Origin of the sequence: Nocardia rhamnosiphila NBRC 108938 (assembly GCF_000720425.1) — a bacterium.
In the GTDB taxonomy this organism is placed as follows: Bacteria; Actinomycetota; Actinomycetes; order Mycobacteriales; family Mycobacteriaceae; genus Nocardia; species Nocardia rhamnosiphila.
On record NZ_JOAJ01000008.1, the window covers coordinates 204,370 to 224,589 of the forward strand.

A 20,220-nucleotide genomic window follows, 5' to 3' on the forward strand; every position below is an offset into this window, starting at 1 on the left:
CGAACCAATTCTTGTGGATCTGCCGGTATGGGGGTTGTGGATCTGCCGGTTCAGCGGCCCCTGGACGAACGGCTGGGGCCGGGGGTTGCCGTCGTAGCAGCGTGCGAGTGCGCATCCGGTGGCGGACCCCATCCGCCACCGGACGCAAGCGATCAGACCCGGGACCCGAACCGTTCCAGGACGGCGCTGGCCTCCTGGGTGGCGGTGCCCTCGGCGGCGAGATGTGCCATGGCTTCCGGGATGGGGCGGCCGTGGTGGGCCATGGCCTGGGCGTACAACCGGCCCGCGCGGTAGGAGGAGCGCACCAGCGGTCCGGCCATCACTCCGGCGAAACCGATCTCCTCGGCGACCTTCGAATGCTCCACGAACTCCTCGGGTTTCACCCAGCGGTCCACCGGGTGGTGGCGCGGCGAGGGGCGCAGGTACTGGGTGATGGTGAGGATGTCGCAGCCCGCCTCGTGCAGGTCGCGCATGGCCTGGGTGACCTCGTCGGGGGTTTCGCCCATACCGAGGATCAGATTGGACTTGGTGACCAGGCCGTCGGCGCGGGCCGCGGTGAGCACCTCGAGGGACCGTTCGTAGCGGAAGGCGGGGCGGATCCGCTTGAACACCCGGGGCACGGTCTCCAGGTTGTGCGCGAGGACCTCGGGGCGGGAGGAGAAAACCTCGGCGAGCTGATCCGGTTTCGCGTTGAAATCGGGGATGAGCAGTTCGACGCCGGTGGCCGGGTTGAGTTTCTTGATGGCCCGTACGGTTTCGGCGTAGAGCCAGGCGCCGCCGTCCTCGAGGTCGTCGCGGGCGACGCCGGTGATGGTGGAGTAGCGCAGGCCCATGGCCTGGACACTCTCGGCGACCCGGCGGGGTTCGTCACGGTCCAGCGGCGAAGGCTTGCCGGTGTCGATCTGGCAGAAGTCGCAACGCCGGGTGCACTGTTCGCCGCCGATGAGGAAGGTGGCCTCGCGGTCCTCCCAGCATTCGAAGATATTGGGGCAGCCCGCTTCCTCGCAGACCGTGTGCAGGCCCTCGCGTTTCACCAGTCCCTTGAGCTCGGTGTATTCCGGGCCCATGGTGGCGCGGGTGCGGATCCAGCCGGGTTTGCGCTCGATCGGGGTCTCGGCGTTGCGGGCCTCGATGCGCAGCAGTTTGCGGCCGGCGGGGGCTTGGGCGGAGGTCATGCGGTGGCACCTTTCGGATCGCGTGCCGCGGTGGCGGCGGCGGGGTCCGCGACGGCCGGGGTGGCGGCCCGCGGGATATCGTGCTCGGTGACCGGGATCTCACCGTCGAGTGCGGCCGGAATGATCTCGGCGATACGCGGTGTGATGTCGGCGACGGTGACCTCGCGGCCGAGTTCCTGGCTCAGGCTGGTCGAGCCGACATCGCGGATCCCGCAGGCGATGATGGCGCCGAACGCGCCGAGATCGGCATTGCAGTTCAGCGAGATGCCGTGCAGGGTGACCCCGCGCTGCACCCGGATCCCGATCGAGGCGATCTTGCGCTCGGGCAGCAACCCGGACGCGGGCAGCCAGACACCGGAGCGTCCGGGGACCCGTCCGCATTCGATGCCGAGATCGGTGACGGTCCGGATGAGAGCCTGTTCGAGACGCCGGACGTAGTCGACCACATCGATCGGTTCGGCGAGCCGGATGATGGGGTAGCCGACCAGCTGTCCCGGACCGTGCCAGGTGATCTTGCCGCCCCGGTCCACATCGATCACGGGACTGCCGTCGGTGGGCCGATCGGCCTCCTCGGTACGGCGGCCCGCGGTGTAGACGGAGGGGTGTTCGAGCAGGAGCAAGGTGTCGGTACCGGCGCCGTCCGCCCGGAGGGCGGCGAGTTCACGCTGCAGATCCCACGCCTGCCGATAGTCGATGAGACCCAGTTCACGCACGTCGACGGGGGTGCTGTCGTAGCGAGCCGACCGGGTTGCGGTGCGGGTGTTGTTCACCTTCATGACGTTACGCTCATCTCCAGGGTGAGCTGCATCAGCGTCAGATCCATCCAGCGGCCGAACTTGCGGCCCACCTCCGGAAGTACGCCCACCGTACGGAAACCGAATCGTTCGTGCAGGGCGATCGAACCGGTATTGCTCGATTCGATGGCCGCGACCATGGCGTGGATATCACCGGCCTGCTCGGCGCGGGCGATCAGCTCGGCCAGCAGGGTGGCGCCGATACCGCGTCGCTGGAACCGATCGGCGATATAGACCGAATTCTCCACGGTGTGGCGATAGCCGGATTTGGGCCGCCACGGCCCGTAACTGGCGTATCCGGCGAGTTCGCCGCCGACCTCGGCGACCAGTACGGGACGGCCGTGCTCGGTGCGGTTGCGGAACCAGGCGATGCGCTCGTCGAGTGCCACGGGTTCGTCGTCCCAGATGGCCGTGGTTTCGGCGATGGCGCGGTTGTGGATCTCCAGGATCGCGGGAAGATCCTCGGTCCGCGCCTCCCGGACCGAGGTGACGCCGGCGGTCACCGGCCCACCGCGGCGGCCAGCGCCGCGCCGACGGTGGCGTGGCGGAACTCGTAACCGGTTTCCTCGAGCACCCGCGGCAGGGCCCGCGGACTGTGCAGGATCGCTTCCTCGGCGAACTCGCCGATCACCAGGCGCAGCGCGATACCCGGGACGAACAGCGGTGTCGGCCGATTCAGGGCCTTACCGAGCGCGCGGGTGAAGGCGGCATTGGTGACCGGGGCGGGACCCACGACATTGAGCGGACCCCGTACCGCTTCGCTGGTGAGCGCATGCCGGATCGCGCCGATCTCGTCGTCGAGCGAGATCCACGGCTGATACTGGCGTCCGCTGCCCAGCCGGCCGCCCAGACCCAGCAGGAACAGTGTGCGCAGTTGGGGCAGCATGCCACCGGCGCCGGTGAGTACGACGCCGCTGCGCAGCAGGACCGTGCGGGCCCCGGCCTCGGTGGCGGCGTGGGTCGCGGCTTCCCAGTCGTGACACAGCGTGGGCAGGAAACCGGTTCCCGGGGGGCCGCTCTCGTCCACCGCGCGCACACCGGTGTCCCCGTAGTAGTGGACTCCGCTGGCATTGACCAGCGTCGGGACACCGGCCCGGGCCACCGCCGTCGCGAGGACATCGGTCGGGGTGATCCGGCTGTCGCGGAGCAGTTGTTTGTACGCGCCGGTCCAGCGTTTGTCGCCGATACCGGCCCCGCACAGGTTCACCACCGCGTCGACGCCGTCCAGGATCCCCGGGTCGAGTTCCCCCTGGGCGGGATCCCAGCGACGCTCGTCGGGCGCGGCGGCCGGTCGCCGGACCAGCCGGATCACCTGCTCCCCGTCGCGGCGCAACGCCGCGACGAGCGCGGTTCCGATCAGTCCGGACGAACCGGCCACCACAACCGACATCGTCGTCGCCCCTTACAGGCCGAGATCGGCCTCGAACGCCGCCTCTTCCAGGCGGTGCCGGATGGTCGTGAGGAACCGGCCGGCATCCGCACCGTCGACGAGGCGGTGATCGTAGGTCAGCGGCAGGTAGCACATCGAGCGGACGCCGATGAACTCGCTACCGGACTCGTCGGTGACCACGGTCGGGCGCTTCACGATGGCACCCGTACCCAGCATCGCCGCCTGCGGCGGGACCAGGATCGGGGTATCGAACAGGGCGCCCTGGCTGCCGATATTGGTGATGGTGAAGGTGCCACCGGACAGTTCGTCCGGCTTCAGGCCGCCGGTGCGGGCCCGGTTGGCGATATCGGCGATGGCGCGGGCCAGGCCGGCCAGCGACAGGTCGCTGGCGTTGTGGATCACCGGGGAGAGCAGACCCTGTTCGGTGTCGACCGCGATACCCAGGTGCACCGACGCGTGGTAGGTGATCTCCTTGCTGTTCGCGTCGTAGCTGGCATTGACGTTCGGGTGCACTCCGAGCGCTTCCACCACGGCCTTGGCGAAGAACGGCAGGAAGGTCAGGTTCACGCCCTCGCGCTTGGCGAAATCGGCCTTGGCCTGCTTGCGCAATGCGGCGATCTTGGTGACATCGGCCTCGTGTACCTGGGTGAGCTGCGCGGTGGTCTGCAGCGACTCCAGGGTCTTGGTCGCGGTGATCTGCCGGATCCGGTTGGCCTTCTTGGTGGTTCCACGCAGGGCCGCCAGCGCGGGGCTGGGGGCGGTGGCCGCCTTGGCCGGTGCCGCGGCGGGAGCGGCGGCCGCCGGAGCCGCGGCGGCCGGAGCCTTCTTGGACTCGGCGGCGGCGAGCACGTCCTGCTTGCGGATCCGGCCGCCGACACCCGAACCGGTGACCGACGCCAAATCGACGCCGTTCTCCTCGGCCAGTTTGCGGACCAGCGGGGTGACGTACGGGGTGGCGCCGTTGGCGGAGGCAGCCGGCGCGGGCGCCTGGGCGGCGGGGGCCGGAGCAGCGGCAGCGGGTGCCGGAGCGGGGACAGGCGCCGGTGCCGGTTCAGGGGCCGGAGCGGGGGCCGGAGCCGGAGCGGGCGCGGGAGCCGGTTCGGGCTCGGGGGTCGGGGCAGGTGCCGGTGCGGGGGCCGAACCGGTCGCGGGAGCGCCGGAGCCGATCACACCGAGCTGACCGCCGACCTCGACCACGTCGTCTTCCTGCGCGGTGATCTCCAGCAGGGTGCCCGCGACAGGGGACGGGATCTCGGTGTCGACCTTGTCGGTGGAAACCTCGAGCAGCGGCTCGTCGACCGCGACCTCGTCGCCGATCGCCTTGAGCCACCGGGTCACGGTGCCCTCGGTGACCGATTCGCCGAGTTCCGGCATCTTCACCGAGGTACCGGAGGCCGCGGAGTCGGCGGCGGGAGCCTGGCTCGGGGCGGGTGCCGGTTCCGGTTCGGTGGGGGCCTGCTGGGTCTGCTCGGCGGGAGCGGATGCGGGTTCGGCGGCGGCCGGTTCGGGAGCCGGGGCGGGCTCGGCGGCCTCGCCGGCGTCACCGATGACACCCAGTTCGCCACCCACCTCGACGACGTCGTCCTCATTGGCGACGATCTTCGTCAACACACCCGCCGCGGGGGACGGGATCTCGGTGTCGACCTTGTCGGTGGAGACCTCGAGCAGCGGCTCGTCGACCTCGACCGTGTCTCCTTCCTGCTTCAGCCACCGTGTCACCGTTCCCTCGGTGACGCTCTCACCAAGAGCGGGCATCTGGACGGAGAAGGCCATGTCCGTTGACTCCTCTAACTGCTCGACGGGTCTACAACAGTTCGTTCCGGTGGATCCTGCCGCGGGTCGCGGCGGTGTTCCAGCCGGCGTTCATTCTGCGCGGCGCCGGAGATCCGTGTGGTTGTTGTTCCGTCCACCATCCTTGCATTCGCCGCGCGACGCGTTTACCGGAGGGCATCCAATTTTGGTAGCTGGCACCATGGAATCACCGCCGGATGCGGCGGGATTCGGGTGGTCAACAGGAGGTCGGCGGCAATGGGTTTGCTGGACCGTTTCCGTCGTGTCACGGCCGGGCGCAGCGGAGTTTCCGGAGGTCGAGGCGCGGAGACCCGCTATCTGCGCGAGTGGGTGCGCGCACACACCGGGGTCGAGGGCTTCGTCGAACCGAAGACCACTGTGACGGATGTCACGGTGGTGCTGGTTGCCGCAGATGGTGAATGGACCCGGCGGGTCGTCGGCGAAGGCGGCGCCCGCCGCCTCGCGCGGGATCTGTCGATCCCGGTGTACGACGTGGAGCGCACCGGGTATCCGCAGCGTATGCGCGATTACGACGCGCGCAGGCGGATCGAGCGCCGACGTGCGGCCGAGCGCGAACTCGGCGAGCTGTGAACGCCTGCCGGGCAGGAACCCGGCGGGCGTGCCACCGCACCGGCCCGCGTGGCCGGAGCCGTCCGGGGCACGCGCGTCCTGCCGGATCTCGCGGCCGGTTCGGCTGCCGGCGGGATCGGCGGTAACCGGCGCGAACAGGCCGGCGAGCCCGGCACCCGGGCGCCTGGCGGGCAGGCGGTCGCGGATGTCGCCACCGCCTGCCCGCCGGCGGAAACACCCGGGCCGCGCCGCCGCAATTCGGCAGCGCGACCCCTGCCCCCGTTCCGGTTGCTGGGGCGACCGGACGGCCGCCCGGCAAACCGCGGGCCGCTATTCGGCGGCGATATCCTCGAGCACGGCGATGAGGGTGCGGACCGGGACGCCGGTGCCGCCCTTGCCGATGTAGCCGAAGGGCCCACCGGTGTTGTAGGCCGGGCCCGCGATATCGATATGGGCCCATTCCACGCCCTCGGGCACGAACTCCTTCAGATACGTGCCCGCGACGAGCATGCCGCCCCACCGATGCGATGTCGCGTTGACCATATCGGCGACCTTGGAGTCCAGATCGGCACGCAACTCCTCGGGCAGCGGCATCGGCCAGCCGTGTTCACCCACACCCTGCGAGATCCGGGCCACCCGGTCGCGGAATTCGTCGGTACCCATCACACCCGGGGTGCGGGTGCCCAGCGCCACCATCTGGGCGCCGGTGAGAGTGGCGACATCGATGAGGTAGTCCGGGTCGTCCTCACCGGCGCGGACCATGGCGTCGGCCAGGATGAGCCGGCCCTCGGCGTCGGTATTGGTGACCTCGATGGTGGTGCCGCCGTACTGGGTGAGCACGTCGCCGGGGCGCTGGGCGGTGCTCGACGGCATGTTCTCCGCCATCGGGACGGTCGCGATCACGGTGACCGGCAGGCTCAGCCGCGCGGCGAGCAGGGTCGTCGCCACGACCGCGGCCGCGCCGGCCATATCCGAGGTCATGTTCTCCATGTTCGCGGCCGGTTTGATGGAGATACCGCCGGTGTCGAAGGTGATGCCCTTACCGACCAGCGCGACTTTCTTGTCGCCGCCCCGATAGGTGAGCCGGACCAGGCGCGGCGGACGCGACGAACCCTTACCCACCCCGAGCACTCCGCCGAAACCGCCGTCTTCCAAGGCTTTCTCATCGAGTACCTCGACCTCGAGGCCGGCGCCCTCGGCCAGCAAAGCGCTACGGCGGGCGAATTCGGCCGGGTACAGATGGCTCGGCGGGGTGTTGACGAAATCGCGGGCGGTGGCCACGGCCTCGGAGGTGAGCTGGGCGCGCAGCAGCGCGTCGCCGCCGAATTCGGGTTCCGGGACGAGCAGTTCGACGCGGGCCGGCGGCGCGGCTTGCGGCTTCGGCGCGGATTTCGGGGAGCGGAACGGGGTGAACGAGTAGGCGCCGAGGTAGAAACCCTCCACGGCGGCGCCGATATCCAGGCCGGACAGGGTGGTGACCGCGCGCGCGACCCCGGTCAGGGAGCGGGCGGCCACCCCGGCGCTGCGGCGGATCTGCTCGGCGTCGATATCCGCGGCGCCGCCGAGCCCGACGGCCAGCACACTGGCGACGTCGTCCAGGCCGGTGGGGGCGGGAATCCGGACCAGCTGTTCGGCTTTGCCCGTGGCGCCGACCGCGGTGAGCTGGTCGAGCAGCCGGGTGCGTACATCGGTGTCGAGCACATCGCCGAAGAGGTCCTCGGGGACGAGGACGGGACCGTCATCTGTGGTGGCCAGGCCGACGACGAGGACGTCGGTGCCGGGTTCGATGGTCTGGGTACGTGCCAATTCCGGTCCGAGCGGACGATCTGCGACTGCGGTCATGGCCCCAGGCTATTCGGTGGACCCGGTACGACGTACCGCGACGCCGTCGAGCAGCATGTCCACCGCGTCGGTGAGCAGCCCGTCGAAATCGAGGTCGGGCGGGGGCCCGGTGGGACCGAACGCCTTGTACAGGGCCGGGCGCGCGACCGGGTCGACGAGTGCGGCCACCTCGGCCGGTACCTCGGCGGCCGCATCCGGGCCACCGATCCGGTCCGATCGTTCCGCGGTCCACACCAGGGCGAGTCCCTGTACCAGCGCGGAGTAACTCAGATACGTCGAGATGAGCTGTGTCCTGGACATGTCCGGTGTGTCGAGCGCGCTCAGCGTCCGTTCCAGGGTGTCGAAGAGGGAAAGGCCCAGCGGTGGGCGGATCCGCGCCAGCACCGTGAGGATCCACGGATGCCGCCGGTAGATCTGCCACTCCTGCTCCGCCTCGTACCTGATCCGGGCCCGCCGGTCGACCAGATGCGGCGGCGGGGGTGGGGTTTCGGCGAGTACGAGATCGGTCATCGCGACCAGTAGTTGTGCCCGGTCGTCGAAGTAGCGGTACAGCGCGGCGGTGGCCACCCCCAGCTCGCCGGCCAGGCGGCGCATGGTCAGGCCGTCGGTGCCCGCGCGGTCGGCCAGGGCGACCGCCGCGTGGGCGATCACGAGTTTGGACAACCGCTGGGGCCGCGGACGCGGCGGTGCGGCGGGTGTCCGGCGCCGGGCCCGGTAGGCGCGGGCCTGGCAGGAGCGGGAACAGTACCGGCGCCGGCGGCCGCGGTCCGGTTGCCGCAGGACTCCACTGCATATCGCGCACGCTGTCACAGCGCTATTCCATCACACGAAATAGCGTGACGAAATAGTGGCTTTCCGCAGATGGAATACATAAGTTCGCTGTTGGTAACACCATTCACAGGAGGCGGTATGGGAACAGAATTGACCGTGCGGCGCGCCGGAACGAGTGATCTCGAACCGCTGACGAAGGCGTTCCGGAAAGCGACCGTCGACGAGGCGGTCACCGAGTGGATCATGCGCGACTATCCGTGGGATCAGTTCCTCGACGAGTGGGTTCCGCAGCTCATCGACCGGGGCCTGCGGGACGACGAGATCTGGGTGGCCGGTGGCGACGGCGAGATCTGGGCGATCTCGTTCTGGCAGAAGCTCACCTCGGCCGACCGGCTGATCGCCGACGCCGCCGCGGCGCGTGGGCACGCGGACCAGGCGCCGGAACTGCGTCCGCTGCAGCGTTCGGCCTATGTGATGGAATTGCTGGCCCAAGAGCATCCGCGCAGATTCCCGCACAGCTATCTGGAGCTGATCATCACGGTGCCGGAGTACCGGGGGCGGGGCGCGGGCGCGGCCATCCTCACCGAGCGGACCCGGCAGTTCAGTGCCGCGGGGCTCCCGGCGTACCTGGAGGCCAGCACCGAACGTTCGGCGCGGCTCTACACCCGGCAGGGTTTCGTCCGCACCGGCGAAACGCACACCCTGCCCGAGGAGGGGCCCACGCTGATCCCCATGTGGTTCGAGGCCTGACCCGCCGGTCACGGCGCGGCAGCCGCCGACCGGACCCGGCGCGGTGGCAGCCCGGTCCCGGCCGGGACCGGGCTAAGCTCGCCCGGTGAGTGACGCCGAGCTGCAACAGGGCCCTGTCCACGGAGTGCATGTCGAACTCGGAGCGAAATTCGCCCCGTTCGGCGGCTGGGAGATGCCGGTCTCGTACGCGGGCACAGTGGCCGAGCACACCGCGGTGCGGGAGTCGGTGGGCCTGTTCGACGTGAGTCATCTCGGGAAGGCGACCGTGCGCGGCGCGGGGGCGGCCGAATTCGTGAACTCGGCGTTGACCAACGATCTGGGCCGGATCGGTCCGGGCCGGGCGCAGTACACGCTGTGCTGCAACTCCGACGGTGGCGTGGTCGACGATCTCATCGCCTATTTCGTCCGCGACGACGAGATCTTCCTGGTGCCGAACGCGGCCAATACCGCGGCGGTGGTGCAGAAACTGGCGGCGGCCGCGCCGCCGGCGATCACGGTCACGGGGGAGCACCGCGCCTACGGTGTCTTCGCCGTCCAGGGGCCGCGGTCGGCGGAGGTGCTCACCGCGCTGGGACTCCCGGTGGACCTGTCCTATATGGCGTTCGCCGATGCGGACTGGTCCGGGCAGCCGGTGCGCGTGTGCCGGACCGGCTACACCGGTGAACACGGTTATGAACTCCTGCCGCGCTGGGACGGCGCCGAGGCACTGTTCCGGGCCCTGGTGGAGCAGGTGCGGGCGACCGGCGGCCAGGTCGCCGGGCTCGGTGCCCGCGACACCCTGCGTACCGAGATGGGCTATCCGCTGCACGGGCACGAACTGTCCCCCGAGATCACGCCGGTGCAGGCGCGCGCGTCGTGGGCGGTGGGCTGGGCCAAAGCGGATTTCTGGGGCAAGGCCGCGCTGGAAGCGGAACGGGCGGCCGGCCCGCGCCGTACCCTGCTCGGCCTGGAAGCGCTCGACCGCGGGATCCCGCGGGAGAACCAGGACGTGCTGCTGGACGGCGCGAAGGTCGGGGTGACCACCTCCGGCACCTTCTCGCCGACCAAGCAGGCCGGGATCGCACTGGCGCTGCTGGACCCGGCGGTGCAGGTCGGCACCGAGGTCGCGGTGGACGTCCGCGGCCGGTCGCTGCGCTGCACGGTGGTACGGCCGCCGTTCGTCGAAGCGCACACCAGCTGAGACGGTCGGGCCGGGGCGCCGTGACCGGCTGTGGCGCGGCCGGTCCGGACCCGTCCGGCGCGCGAGACGGACCACCGCGGATTCGGTGCGGACCCAGGACATAGACTGCTGGTCATGACCGCTGCTGCACAGTTCGCCCGTATCCCTCATCCTGCGCCCACCCCGGCGCAGCGGGTACAGGAGATTCTGTCGGCCCCCGGTTTCGGCCGCTTTTTCACCGACCATATGGTCACCATCGATTACACCGAGGCCGACGGCTGGACCAACGCGGTCGTGGAACCCTACGGCGCGCTGACCCTGGATCCGGCCACCATGGTGTTCCACTACGGCCAGGCGATCTTCGAAGGGCTCAAGGCCTACCGTCAGCCGGACGGGCAGGTGGCCTGTTTCCGGATCGACGCCAACGCGGCCCGGTTCCGCCGGTCCGCGCGCCGGTTGGCGATGGCCGAACTCCCCGAAGAGCTGTTCATCGAATCGGTGCGCCAGCTACTCGATGTCGACGCGGAGTGGGTGCCCGCCGCGGGCGGCGAGGAGTCGCTCTACCTGCGGCCGTTCATGTTCGCCACCGAGGCCGGACTGGGTGTGAAGCCCGCCTCCGCCTACAAGTACCTGCTGCTCGGTTCCCCGGCCGGCGCCTACTTCCCGCGCGGTGTGAAACCGGTGCGCGTGTGGCTGTCTACCGAGTACGTCCGGGCCGCGCCCGGCGGTACCGGTGAGGCCAAGGTGGCCGGTAACTACGCGGCCTCGCTGCTGGCGCAGGCCGAGGCCACCGCCAAGGGCTGCGATCAGGTGGTGTGGCTGGACGCGGTCGAACGCCGCTATGTCGAGGAGATGGGCACCAACAACCTGTTCTTCGTCTACGGCTCCGGATCGGACGCGCGGCTGGTCACTCCGGAACTGTCCGGGTCGCTGCTGCCGGGTATCACCCGGGATTCACTACTGACCCTGGCGGCGGATTCCGGCTATCCGGTGACCGAGCGCAAGATCTCCGTCGACGACTGGCGGGCCGGTGCGGAATCCGGTGAGATCACCGAGGTTTTCGCCTGCGGGACCGCGGCCGTGATCACCCCGGTCGGTTCCGTGTTCGGGCCCGACGGTGAATTCACCATCGGCGGCGGCGAGCCGGGTGAGGTGACCATGGCGCTACGCGACACGCTCACCGGTATCCAGCGCGGTACCTTCGCCGATGTGCACCAGTGGATGCGGGTGCTCTGACCGGACGCCGGAGCCACCGCTCACCCGGGTACCGAGCGCGGTGCCCGGTGCCCGGGGACCCGTCGATCAGCCCGGCATGAGAGCGTGCCATTCGCCGAGCGACCGTGGCCGCAGCACGTAGTTGTTGTCGCGGATGCTGTTCAGGGAGGCGTGCGGGTCCTGCGAGTACCAGTGCCCCGGGTAGACCTCCGGATTGATCGGCATATCCGCCAGGTAGCGCAGGCTGCGGAACATGGTGTCGGAGTCACCGCCCGGGAAATCGGTACGCCCGCAACCGTCGATGAACAGGGTGTCGCCGGCGATGAGTTTGCCGTCGACCAGGAAGCACTGGCTGCCGGGGGTGTGGCCCGGGGTGTGTAAGAACTCGATATCGAAGGCGCCGACACTCAGCTTGTCGCCGTGTCCGTGGCCGGTGAGTTCGCTGGGGGCGATACCGGTGACATCGGCGACCCAGGTCTTCTCCTGATCGTTCACGTGCACCGGTACCGTGGCCTGCTCGAGCAGTTCCCGCACCCCGCGCAGGGTGAACCCCATCATGCTGCCGCCGATATGGTCCGGGTGGTGGTGGGTGACCAGTACCCCGGACAGTTTCAGTCCGTCGTTCTCGGCGATATCGGCCAGATCGCCCGCCGCGTAGGCGGGATCGACGACGACACAGTCACCGGTGTCCCGGTCACCGACCAGATAGGCGAAGTTGCGCATCTGCGTGGCGATCGGGTCCCCGACGGCGAAATCACGGCCGGCCAGGAGTTGACGGAAGTAGAAGCGCTCGGCTGACATACCCCCACCTTATGGGGCGCGGTGGAGCGGTGAGACGCTGCGTTCGCACTATTGAGGCCTGGCGACATCGGAGGGGGCCGGGCTTTGTGGACCGGACGGAGTTCCGGTGGCTCAGACAGAGTTCGCGGCCAGCGCGAAACCCAGGGCCGCCAGCGCGGTGGTGAGTTCCACCGCCGTGCCGAGGAGATCACCCGAGAGCCCACCGATCCGGCGGACCGCGTGGCCGACCAGGTGGGTCGCGGCGGCGAGTGCCACCAGCGCGACCAGCGGCCCGGTCCATGGCAGTTCGGGCACCGCGACGACGGCCGCCGCCGTGCCCGCGGCGGCCCAGCCGATAACCGCGGAACGGGACTGGGTTCCGGCGACCATCGCGCCGAACCAGGCGCCGGGCGCCGGGTCGATCCCGCGACGGCAAGCGGCGACCACCGCGACGCGGCCCAGACCCACCGCCGCCACGACCGCCGCCCAATGACCGGTGGCCGCCAGTGTGGTGAACGCGCCCGCCTGGACGCCGGCGGCCAGCACGATCGCGGCCACCCCGAACGGCCCGGCGCCCCCACTCTTCATCACCTCCCGCGCGCGTTCGGGCGATCCGTAGACCCCGAGACCGTCGAACGTGTCGGCCAGCCCGTCCAGATGCATACCCCGGGTCAGCAGTGCCAGGGCCGCGACCGCGACGAATCCGGCGGCGATCCCCGCGGGCGCCAGCACCCACAGCAGCGCGGCCGCGACCAGCCCGAGCCCGATCCCGGCGAGCGGTGCCAGCGCGATGGCCCGGCCCGCCGCCCGGCGGTCCACCTCGCTCGGCCCGCGCACCGGCAGCACCGTGAGCCAGGAGAAGGTGAGACGCAGCGGGGTCAGCATCGGGCGCGGCTCGTCGCGGCGGTCATTTCTGCAGGTCGACGGTGGCCGGTTCGGCGTCCGCGGTACTGACTCCGGCGTCGGCGAAGGTCGCCATCTCCGCGAGTACGGCGACAGCGGCCCGCAGGACGGGGAGCGCGGTGAGCGCGCCGGACCCCTCACCCAGCCGCATATCCAGATCCAGTACCGGGGTGAGTTTCAGTTTGCTCAGCGCTTCGGCGTGCGCGGGCTCGGTGGACCGGTGGGCGGCCACCCACCAGTGCGCCGCGCCCGCCGCCAGATCCTCGGCGATCAGCGCGGCCGCGGTGACGATGAGCCCGTCGAGCAGCACCGGGGTCCGCCGGGCGGCGGCCCGGGCCAGGAAGCCGGTCATGGCGGCGATATCGGCGCCACCGGCCACGCGCAGCAATTCGACACTGTCCCGGGCGACGGGCCGGGCCCGCCACATGGCGTCGCGGACGGCGGCCACCTTGCGCATCCACCCGTAGTCGTCGACACCCGTGCCCCGGCCTACCGCCCGCACCGGTTCGATCCCGGTGAGGGTGGCGATGAGCGCGGTGGCGGGGGTGGTGTTACCGATGCCCATATCCCCGGCGATCAGCAGGTCGGCCCCGGCGTCGATCTCCTCGTCGGCGATGGCCGCGCCGGCGGCGAGCGCGGCGGCGGCCTCCTCGGCGGTGAGCGCGTCCGCACGGTCGATCGCGCCGCTGGACCGGCGCACCTTGTGGGTGCTCACCGTGGGATCGGTGTCGGCGTCCACCGCGATATCCACCACCCGCACGGTGGCACCGGCGATCCCGGCCAAGGCGTTCACCGCGGCTCCACCTGCCCGGAAGTTGGCGACCATCTGCGCCGTGACCTCGCTGGGATACGCCGAGACGCCGTGCCGCGCCACCCCGTGGTCACCGGCGAACACCACGACCCGCGCCTGCTCGAACTGTTTAGGCGGGCAGACACCCTGACAGGCCGCCACCCAGTTGCCCAGCTCTTCCAGCCGTCCCAGCGACCCCGGCGGTTTGGTCAGCGACGCCTGCCGTTGCTCGGCGGCCGCGCGGGCACCGGCATCCGGCGGGGCAACGGGTGCGAATCCCTCTGTCACTGTTCGAGCCTTCCGATCGGGTGCTGTCGCGGCGGCACCGCGCCGGGATCTGTCTCGCGGGCGTGTCCACCTCCCGGACAATATTGCCCGGTGCGCGGCGCCTGTCGGGAGGTACCCGGCCGGCCATCACCTGCCCGGGGCCGGGGCCGGTGGTCCGGGTACGCGGCCAGGTGTCATCCGCCGATCCGTTCGCGCAGGGTGGCCACCCCCGGACCGCTGAGTTCGGCGCAGTACTCGGCGCGCCCGGCCATCGCCATGACCAGCGCGAGCGTGCCGCCCCGCACCGATGGTCCGGTGCCGGTGTCGAACGGCCCGTCGGTGGCCTGCAGGTGCAGTCCCGCGGTGGCGGTGCGGCCGGAGACCGTGAAATCGCGCGCGGCGAAGAAACGGGCGACCTCGGTCACCGCGGGCAGCGCGGGGGCACCGGCCAGTCCGAGCGGATACCGGATATCGCTGCCGTGCACCACGATCTCACCGAGCCACGCCGCAGTGTGCCCGGACGGCGCCGTGGTTTTCGTCACCGTCGCGCGGAACCGCTCGAGGGTCTCGGCCGGGCCGGTGCCCAGATGTTCCCGCATGCGGCGCTGATTGTGCAGGTCGGCGTCGAAGCGTGCGCCGAGCATACTGCGGATCCAGCGCAGCCGCCCGGTGCTCGCGGCCGCGGTGAGATGGGCGACGACCTCCTGTACCGACCACCGGCCGCACAGGGAGGGCGCCGACCATTGCTGTGGGGTCAGGTCGGCGAGCTCGTCGGCCAGGGCGGCCCGTTCGTGATGTATCGCCGCCCAGATATCGGCGCGCGGCATGGTCTGCACCGCACGATTCAAGCACCGCACTCCGACAGGCCGCGGCACCCGGGCCGGAGAGCCGGGAGAGGGCGGGTGCCGCCCGCCCGGCCGGTGCTCATTTCAGGCGCAGTGGCAGCCCGGCGACCACGAGAAAAGCCTCGTCGCAGACCTGGGCGAGTCGCTGATTCAAGGTGCCGATCTCGTCGCGGAACAACCGGCCCGACCGGGTCGCGGGGATCACACCCAGTCCGACCTCCGGGGTGACGAGCACCAGCCGCTCGCGATAGCCGGCGACGGCGTCGACGAGAACGTCGGTATCCGGGCCGATCGTGCCGCGCGGGGCATCCCAGCCCGCGCGGGCATCGAGCCGGGCGGTCAGCCAGGTGCCCATATCGTCGACCAGGGTGGCGCCGGGATGGGCGGTGCGCAGTTCGGCCGCCGGATCGGCGGCATCGATCACCGTCCACTCCGCGGGACGGCGGGCCCGGTGCGCGGCGATCCGGTCGGCGAAATCGGTATCCGCGGGATCGGGGATCGCGGTGGCCAGATAGCGCACCGCGCCGCCGGTGACGAGGGATTCGGCGAACGCGGATTTACCCGAGCGCGCACCACCGAGCACGAGGGTGCGCTGCCCAGGGGCAGAGACGGATTCGGGCACCCGTGGATCAGATCGCGTCGCCGGGGGAGACCCGCGGCTTCGGCGCGCGCATCTTGCGCATCTGAGAGGCACGTACGAACGCGTACCAGCCGAGCCGGAACCCGGTATCGGTGGACTTCGGGAAACGTTCCCGCACCCGGCGGTTCACGACCCGGCCGAGCAGGAAACCCTCGGCCATCATGAAGACCATCATGACCAGCATGGCCAGCGTGACGATCGACTGCCACGCCGGAGCCGCGAACATGGACAGGATCAGCAGCAGCGCCATCGGCATGAACAGGCCGACCAGGTTGCGGCGGCCGTCGACGATATCGCGGACGAAGGCGCGCACCGGGCCCTGATCACGGGGCAGCAGGTACTTGTCCTCACCCGCCAGCATCCGGGCGCGACGGTCCTGGGCGGCGGCGCGACGCTCGGCGGAGGCCGCCTTGCGGTCCTCCTTGGAACCGCGCGTCTCCTTGCGCCGGGCGCGCGCTTCCTTCGATGTCATGGGGGGCGGGGCGACCGGGCCGCGGCGCCTGCCCTCGGCGTCGCGCCGACTCGGGGTGGGCCGGCCCTTGCCTGCCGTGGGCGCGGCCTTGGCCGGGGCCGCCTCGGCCTCGGTGGCGCTCGCGGTGGCGGTCGCGGCCCGCGAGCCGTCAGCGGGCACGTCGGTACCGCTGGGCTCACCGCGTCGGAACAACTTCACGGTAACCAGGCTAATCGGTCACCCGTCCCGCCCGTGAACGGGGCGGTGGCCGGGGTGCGGCCGATCACCCCGCCGGGCCGACGTGGCCCGGCTCACCCGGCTGCGCCGCCCTCTGTGGCACGGGTGGTGTGGCCGCGGGCCCAGGAGATGGCAAGATGGGGAATAGCAGCCCGTCCGAGGGTGTTGTGACACCCGGAACCGTGCGCTGTTCACGGACCGACCACGCTGTCCATAGGAGAGTTCATGAGTGTGCAGAACGACACCGCCACCACCACCCACGGTGTGCAGCTGACCGATGCTGCCGCGGGTAAGGCCAAGGCGCTGCTCGATCAGGAGGGCCGGGACGACCTCGCGCTGCGGATCGCGGTGCAGCCGGGCGGCTGCGCGGGTCTGCGTTACCAGCTCTTCTTCGACGATCGCACCCTCGACGGCGATCTGACCGCCGAATTCGGCGGCGTCACCCTGACCGTCGACCGGATGAGCGCACCGTACGTCCAGGGCGCCGCGATCGACTTCGTCGACACGATCGAGAAGCAGGGCTTCACCATCGACAACCCCAACGCCACCGGCTCCTGCGCCTGCGGCGACTCCTTCAACTGAGTGCTTCCGGGCCGGTGACAGCGCCGGCCCGGCATTCTGGATACACCCGGGTTACGTGACCATTTATTTGTCACGAGGCCGGTTACGACACGTAGTCGTAGCCCCGGCGAATTGATACGGTGAACCTTGGGGGCAAGGCCCCGTTCACTTTCTTGTTCGCGCTGATTCCGAAGGGGCCGACCTACGTGTCCATAGCTGTATCCGCATCCATCGCGACCGACCACCTCATGCGTTTCTCCGGCCGATTCGCCGATGTGCTGCTGCCCGATCAGCTCGAGCATGTCTCGCTGAGTTTCCTCGTCGACGACCTGGTGATCCGCCGCGGCGGCGTCGCCGGCAACATCGCCTACGCCATGGGCCTGCTGAAGCAGTCCCCGCTGCTCATCGGTTCGGTGGGGCGCGATTTCGACGAATACCGGCAGTGGCTGGAGTCCCACGGTGTCGACTGCTCGGTGGTCCGGGTGTCCGAGTCCGCGCACACCGCCCGGTTCGTCTGCACCACCGATGAGGACATGGCCCAGATCGCCTCGTTCTATCCCGGCGCGATGAGCGAAGCGGGCGATATCTCGCTCACGGCACTGGCCGAGGAACGGCAACTCGACCTGGTCCTGGTCGGCGCGAACGATCCCGAGGCGATGTTGCGGCATACCGCCGAATGCCGGGAACTGGGCGTTCCCTTCGCCGCCGATCCGTCCCAGCAGCTGGCACGGTTGGACGGCGACCAGGCCGTCCAGCTCATCGAGGGCAGCGCCTACCTGTTCACCAACGAGTACGAATGGGGTCTGCTCAAGCAGAAGACCGGCCTCACCGAGGACGAGATCGCCACCCGGGTGGGTGTGCGGGTCACCACCCTCGGCAAGGACGGTGTGCTCGTGGTCGACACCGACGGCAGCCAGGTACGCGTGGAGGCCGTGCCGGAGTACGCCAAGGTGGATCCGACCGGTGTCGGTGACGCGTTCCGGGCCGGCTTCCTCACCGCCCACGCCGCCGGCCTGACCCTCGAACGCGCGGCACAGCTCGGCTCGCTGGTCGCGGTACTCGTACTGGAGACGGTCGGCACCCAGGAATGGACGCTGGATGCCGATGCCGCGCTCAAACGGCTCGGCGAGGCCTACGGCGCGGAGGCGGCCGCCGAACTCGAGTCACTGCTGCGCTGAACCTCCGGTAACAACGAACGAGGGCCCCGCTCACCCGGGTGAGCGGGGCCCTCGCTGTCGGTAGGGCTAGTGGCACAGCCGGGCACAGCCCGTCGACAGCCTGCGCACGGCCGGAGCGAAGGCGGAGGTACGCCTAGACCTGGACCGGATAGGTGGGTTCGGAGATCTCCGGCTTGATTCGCTCCTCCACGAAGATCCCGTGCCAGATCATGAACACCAGCAGTGTCCACAGGCGACGGCTGTGATCGGAATCCCCGGCTCGGTGCGCGTCGAGCATGGCGGTGATCGCCGCCTTGTCCAGCAGGTGATCGGTCTGCGATTCGGCGATCTGCTGCCGGGCCCAGTCGTAGAGTTCGGTCCCGCGCAGCCAGTGCCGCAGCGGCACCGGGAACCCGAGTTTCGCACGGTGCAGCACATGCCCCGGGACGATGCCCTCGAGCGCCTGCCGCAGCGCGTACTTGGTGGTGTTCTTGGTGATCTTCTGCTCCAGCGGGATCTGCTCGGCCACCCGGAAGACCTCGGAGTCCAGGAACGGCACCCGCAGTTCCAGCGAATTCGCCATGGTCATCTTGTCGGCCTTGACCAGGATGTCACCGCGCAACCAGGTGAACAGATCCAGATGCTGCATCCGCGCGACCGGGTCCCACCCGGCCGACCGGTCGTAGATCGCGGCGGTGACGTCCTGATGGGTCCACTCCGGGCGGAACTCCCGCAGCACCGACCGCAGCTGGGCGTCGCTGAAACTGCGCGCATTGCCGTAGTACCGCTGCTCGAGGGGCAAAGACCCCCGGTGCAGCAGACTCTTGCCCCGGGTGCCGTCCGGGATGAGGTCGGAGACCTTTCCGGCCAGCCGGCGCAACCCGCGCGGCAGCTTCTCGAACGGTGCCAGCGACAGCGGCTCCCGGTAGATGGTGTAGCCGCCGAACAGTTCGTCGGCGCCCTCGCCGGACAGCACCACCTTGACGTGCTTACGTGCCTCTTTGGCGACGAAGTACAGCGGCACCAGCGCCGGATCGGCCACCGGGTCGTCGAGGTACCAGACGATCTCCGGAATGGCGGCGGCGAACTCCGCCGGGGAGACCACCTTGACGATATGCCGGGCCCCGATCGCGGCCGCGCTCTCCGCGGCCACATCGACCTCGGAATAGCCCTCCCGCTCGAAGCCGGTGGTGAAGGTGATCAGTTTCGGGTTGTGCCGCATGGCCAGCGCCGCGATGGCGGTGGAGTCGATACCACCGGACAGGAAGGAGCCGACGGTGACATCGGCCCGCATATGTTTGGCGACCGAATCCTCGAGCGCCGCGGCGATCTCCCGGTAGCGGGCCTGTTCGGACCCGGCGGCGAAGGGGCGGACGCCGAATCCGGGAACGAAATAGCGGGTGATCTCCGGCTGCGCCCCCGGCCGGACCACCGCGTAGCTGCCCGACTCCAGCCGGCGGATACCGGCGTGCAGCGTCTCCGGTTCCGGGACGTACTGCAGCACCGTGTAGTGCTCGAGCGCCCGGTGGTCGAGGGATTCGTCGAGCCCGAGATCGGGCAGCAGTTCCAGCAGGCTCTTCTTCTCGCTGCCGAACGCCGTACCGCCCGGGCCGGTGGCCAGGAACAGCGGCTTGATACCGAACGGGTCGCGCGCGACGAACAGCTCCCGGGTGCGGGTGTCCCAGATCGCGAAGGCGAACATGCCGCGCAGCCGCCGGACCGCCTCCGGGCCCCAATAGTGGAAAGCCGCGACGATGGCCTCGCCGTCGCCCTCGGTCGCGAACATGGGTTCGTCACCGAATTCGGCCGCGTGCTCACGGGCCAGTTCTTCGCGCAGTTCCAGATAGTTGTAGATCTCGCCGTTGAAGGTCAGCGCGTAGCGCTGCCGGTCATCGGCCGGACCCCAGCGCAGCGGCTGGTGCGAATGCTCGATATCGATGATCGACAGCCGGTTGAAACCGAAGATCAGCTGGTCGTCGTGCCAGGTGCCGCGCTCGTCCGGCCCGCGGTGCCGCACACAGTGCAGCGCGTCGTATACCCGCTGCACCGTTTCCGGCGCTGCGGTATCGGATGTCAGAAATCCGAGCAGTCCACACACGGCGGCGCTAACCTCGTTTCCACTGGTCGGGGAT

Annotated in this window: 20 protein-coding genes; 6 read left to right on the top strand and 14 right to left on the bottom strand. The window is 70.0% G+C overall.

The genetic code is table 11. The features are described 5' to 3' along the window. Positions 1-152: 152 nt before the first annotated feature. The 5 genes from lipA to sucB are packed head-to-tail and all read right to left on the bottom strand — an operon-like array spanning position 153 to position 5,132. The gene (gene lipA, locus IG75_RS0125390; protein WP_030523915.1) at positions 153-1,175 is read right to left on the bottom strand and encodes a lipoyl synthase; all 1,023 of its coding nucleotides are present in this window, start codon (positions 1,173-1,175) and stop codon (positions 153-155) included. Continuing rightward, the gene (lipB, locus tag IG75_RS0125395; protein ID WP_030525995.1) at positions 1,172-1,951 is read right to left on the bottom strand and encodes a lipoyl(octanoyl) transferase LipB; all 780 of its coding nucleotides are present in this window, start codon (positions 1,949-1,951) and stop codon (positions 1,172-1,174) included. The genes lipA and lipB overlap by 4 nt, the downstream gene beginning before the upstream one ends. Further along, entirely contained in the window at positions 1,948-2,472 is a 525-nt protein-coding gene (locus tag IG75_RS0125400; protein WP_030523913.1) for a GNAT family N-acetyltransferase, read from the bottom strand. The genes lipB and IG75_RS0125400 overlap by 4 nt, the downstream gene beginning before the upstream one ends. Further along, a complete protein-coding gene (locus IG75_RS0125405) occupies positions 2,469-3,359 on the bottom strand; it encodes a TIGR01777 family oxidoreductase (protein WP_030523912.1) in 891 nt (296 codons plus the stop codon). The genes IG75_RS0125400 and IG75_RS0125405 overlap by 4 nt, the downstream gene beginning before the upstream one ends. Before the next feature lie 12 nt (positions 3,360-3,371). Further along, positions 3,372-5,132 carry a 2-oxoglutarate dehydrogenase, E2 component, dihydrolipoamide succinyltransferase gene (gene sucB / locus IG75_RS0125410; protein WP_030523911.1) on the bottom strand — a complete coding sequence of 587 codons (1,761 nt, stop codon included), beginning with the start codon at positions 5,130-5,132 and terminating at the stop codon, positions 3,372-3,374. Positions 5,133-5,387: 255 nt separating this feature from the next. Here sucB and IG75_RS0125415 point away from each other — a divergent pair, with 255 nt between their 5' ends. Beyond that, the gene (locus IG75_RS0125415) at positions 5,388-5,741 is read left to right on the top strand and encodes a hypothetical protein (protein ID WP_030523910.1); all 354 of its coding nucleotides are present in this window, start codon (positions 5,388-5,390) and stop codon (positions 5,739-5,741) included. A gap of 309 nt (positions 5,742-6,050) precedes the next feature. On the opposite strand, the gene IG75_RS0125420 is transcribed toward IG75_RS0125415, so the two are convergent. Both IG75_RS0125420 and IG75_RS0125425 read right to left on the bottom strand, forming a co-directional pair. Continuing rightward, positions 6,051-7,562 (bottom strand): leucyl aminopeptidase, encoded by a 1,512-nt coding sequence (locus tag IG75_RS0125420; protein ID WP_030523909.1) that lies wholly within the window; start codon positions 7,560-7,562, stop codon positions 6,051-6,053. Between the two features lie 9 nt (positions 7,563-7,571). Further along, positions 7,572-8,372, bottom strand: a complete 801-nt coding sequence (locus IG75_RS0125425) for a TetR/AcrR family transcriptional regulator (RefSeq protein ID WP_051714912.1) — start codon at positions 8,370-8,372, stop codon at positions 7,572-7,574. Positions 8,373-8,471: 99 nt separating this feature from the next. Between IG75_RS0125425 and IG75_RS0125430 the strand changes: the two genes are divergently transcribed. The 3 genes from IG75_RS0125430 (at position 8,472) to IG75_RS0125440 (ending at position 11,478) form a co-directional block, all read left to right on the top strand. Continuing rightward, entirely contained in the window at positions 8,472-9,083 is a 612-nt protein-coding gene (locus tag IG75_RS0125430) for a GNAT family N-acetyltransferase (protein ID WP_030523907.1), read from the top strand. Between the two features lie 85 nt (positions 9,084-9,168). Continuing rightward, entirely contained in the window at positions 9,169-10,263 is a 1,095-nt protein-coding gene (gene gcvT, locus IG75_RS0125435; RefSeq protein WP_030523906.1) for a glycine cleavage system aminomethyltransferase GcvT, read from the top strand. Between the two features lie 114 nt (positions 10,264-10,377). Then, complete coding sequence (locus tag IG75_RS0125440; protein WP_030523905.1) at positions 10,378-11,478, top strand: branched-chain amino acid aminotransferase; 1,101 nt, start codon at positions 10,378-10,380, stop codon at positions 11,476-11,478. A gap of 66 nt (positions 11,479-11,544) precedes the next feature. Here IG75_RS0125440 and IG75_RS0125445 read toward each other — a convergent pair whose 3' ends face one another. The 6 genes from IG75_RS0125445 to IG75_RS0125470 all read right to left on the bottom strand — a co-directional run bounded on the left by IG75_RS0125445 (position 11,545) and on the right by IG75_RS0125470 (position 16,352). Continuing rightward, positions 11,545-12,258 (bottom strand): MBL fold metallo-hydrolase, encoded by a 714-nt coding sequence (locus tag IG75_RS0125445; protein ID WP_030523904.1) that lies wholly within the window; start codon positions 12,256-12,258, stop codon positions 11,545-11,547. A 111-nt stretch (positions 12,259-12,369) separates the two neighbouring features. After that, positions 12,370-13,122, bottom strand: coding sequence for an adenosylcobinamide-GDP ribazoletransferase (locus IG75_RS0125450; RefSeq protein WP_030523903.1), 753 nt, complete (start codon positions 13,120-13,122; stop codon positions 12,370-12,372). Positions 13,123-13,144: 22 nt separating this feature from the next. Continuing rightward, positions 13,145-14,218, bottom strand: coding sequence for a nicotinate-nucleotide--dimethylbenzimidazole phosphoribosyltransferase (cobT, locus tag IG75_RS0125455; protein ID WP_030523902.1), 1,074 nt, complete (start codon positions 14,216-14,218; stop codon positions 13,145-13,147). A 173-nt stretch (positions 14,219-14,391) separates the two neighbouring features. Further along, entirely contained in the window at positions 14,392-15,024 is a 633-nt protein-coding gene (locus IG75_RS0125460; RefSeq protein ID WP_030523901.1) for a maleylpyruvate isomerase family mycothiol-dependent enzyme, read from the bottom strand. Between the two features lie 97 nt (positions 15,025-15,121). Beyond that, the gene (locus IG75_RS0125465; protein ID WP_030523900.1) at positions 15,122-15,664 is read right to left on the bottom strand and encodes a bifunctional adenosylcobinamide kinase/adenosylcobinamide-phosphate guanylyltransferase; all 543 of its coding nucleotides are present in this window, start codon (positions 15,662-15,664) and stop codon (positions 15,122-15,124) included. A gap of 7 nt (positions 15,665-15,671) precedes the next feature. Next, on the bottom strand, positions 15,672-16,352 hold the full coding sequence (locus IG75_RS0125470) for a DUF3043 domain-containing protein (protein ID WP_030523899.1): 681 nt from the start codon (positions 16,350-16,352) through the stop codon (positions 15,672-15,674). 243 nt (positions 16,353-16,595) lie between these two features. Here IG75_RS0125470 and IG75_RS0125475 point away from each other — a divergent pair, with 243 nt between their 5' ends. Then, a complete protein-coding gene (locus IG75_RS0125475; RefSeq protein ID WP_030523898.1) occupies positions 16,596-16,952 on the top strand; it encodes a HesB/IscA family protein in 357 nt (118 codons plus the stop codon). 185 nt (positions 16,953-17,137) lie between these two features. Next, positions 17,138-18,109 carry a carbohydrate kinase family protein gene (locus tag IG75_RS0125480; RefSeq protein ID WP_030523897.1) on the top strand — a complete coding sequence of 324 codons (972 nt, stop codon included), beginning with the start codon at positions 17,138-17,140 and terminating at the stop codon, positions 18,107-18,109. A gap of 133 nt (positions 18,110-18,242) precedes the next feature. Here the strand turns inward: IG75_RS0125480 and asnB are convergent, their stop codons facing one another. Further along, complete coding sequence (gene asnB / locus IG75_RS0125485; RefSeq protein ID WP_030523896.1) at positions 18,243-20,186, bottom strand: asparagine synthase (glutamine-hydrolyzing); 1,944 nt, start codon at positions 20,184-20,186, stop codon at positions 18,243-18,245. Between the last annotated feature and the right edge of the window lie 34 nt (positions 20,187-20,220).

Bases quoted from the DNA above. Each gene is read 5' to 3' on its own strand.
- IG75_RS0125445 (WP_030523904.1), bottom strand. From the start codon at position 12,258: ATGTCAGCCGAGCGCTTCTACTTCCGTCAACTCCTGGCCGGCCGTGAT.
- lipB (WP_030525995.1), bottom strand. From the start codon at position 1,951: ATGAAGGTGAACAACACCCGCACCGCAACCCGGTCGGCTCGCTACGAC.
- IG75_RS0125450 (WP_030523903.1), bottom strand. From the start codon at position 13,122: ATGCTGACCCCGCTGCGTCTCACCTTCTCCTGGCTCACGGTGCTGCCG.
- IG75_RS0125430 (WP_030523907.1), top strand. From the start codon at position 8,472: ATGGGAACAGAATTGACCGTGCGGCGCGCCGGAACGAGTGATCTCGAA.
- IG75_RS0125405 (WP_030523912.1), bottom strand. From the start codon at position 3,359: ATGTCGGTTGTGGTGGCCGGTTCGTCCGGACTGATCGGAACCGCGCTC.
- IG75_RS0125440 (WP_030523905.1), top strand. From the start codon at position 10,378: ATGACCGCTGCTGCACAGTTCGCCCGTATCCCTCATCCTGCGCCCACC.
- sucB (WP_030523911.1), bottom strand. From the start codon at position 5,132: ATGGCCTTCTCCGTCCAGATGCCCGCTCTTGGTGAGAGCGTCACCGAG.
- IG75_RS0125420 (WP_030523909.1), bottom strand. From the start codon at position 7,562: ATGACCGCAGTCGCAGATCGTCCGCTCGGACCGGAATTGGCACGTACC.
- IG75_RS0125475 (WP_030523898.1), top strand. From the start codon at position 16,596: ATGAGTGTGCAGAACGACACCGCCACCACCACCCACGGTGTGCAGCTG.
- lipA (WP_030523915.1), bottom strand. From the start codon at position 1,175: ATGACCTCCGCCCAAGCCCCCGCCGGCCGCAAACTGCTGCGCATCGAG.
- IG75_RS0125415 (WP_030523910.1), top strand. From the start codon at position 5,388: ATGGGTTTGCTGGACCGTTTCCGTCGTGTCACGGCCGGGCGCAGCGGA.
- IG75_RS0125460 (WP_030523901.1), bottom strand. From the start codon at position 15,024: ATGCCGCGCGCCGATATCTGGGCGGCGATACATCACGAACGGGCCGCC.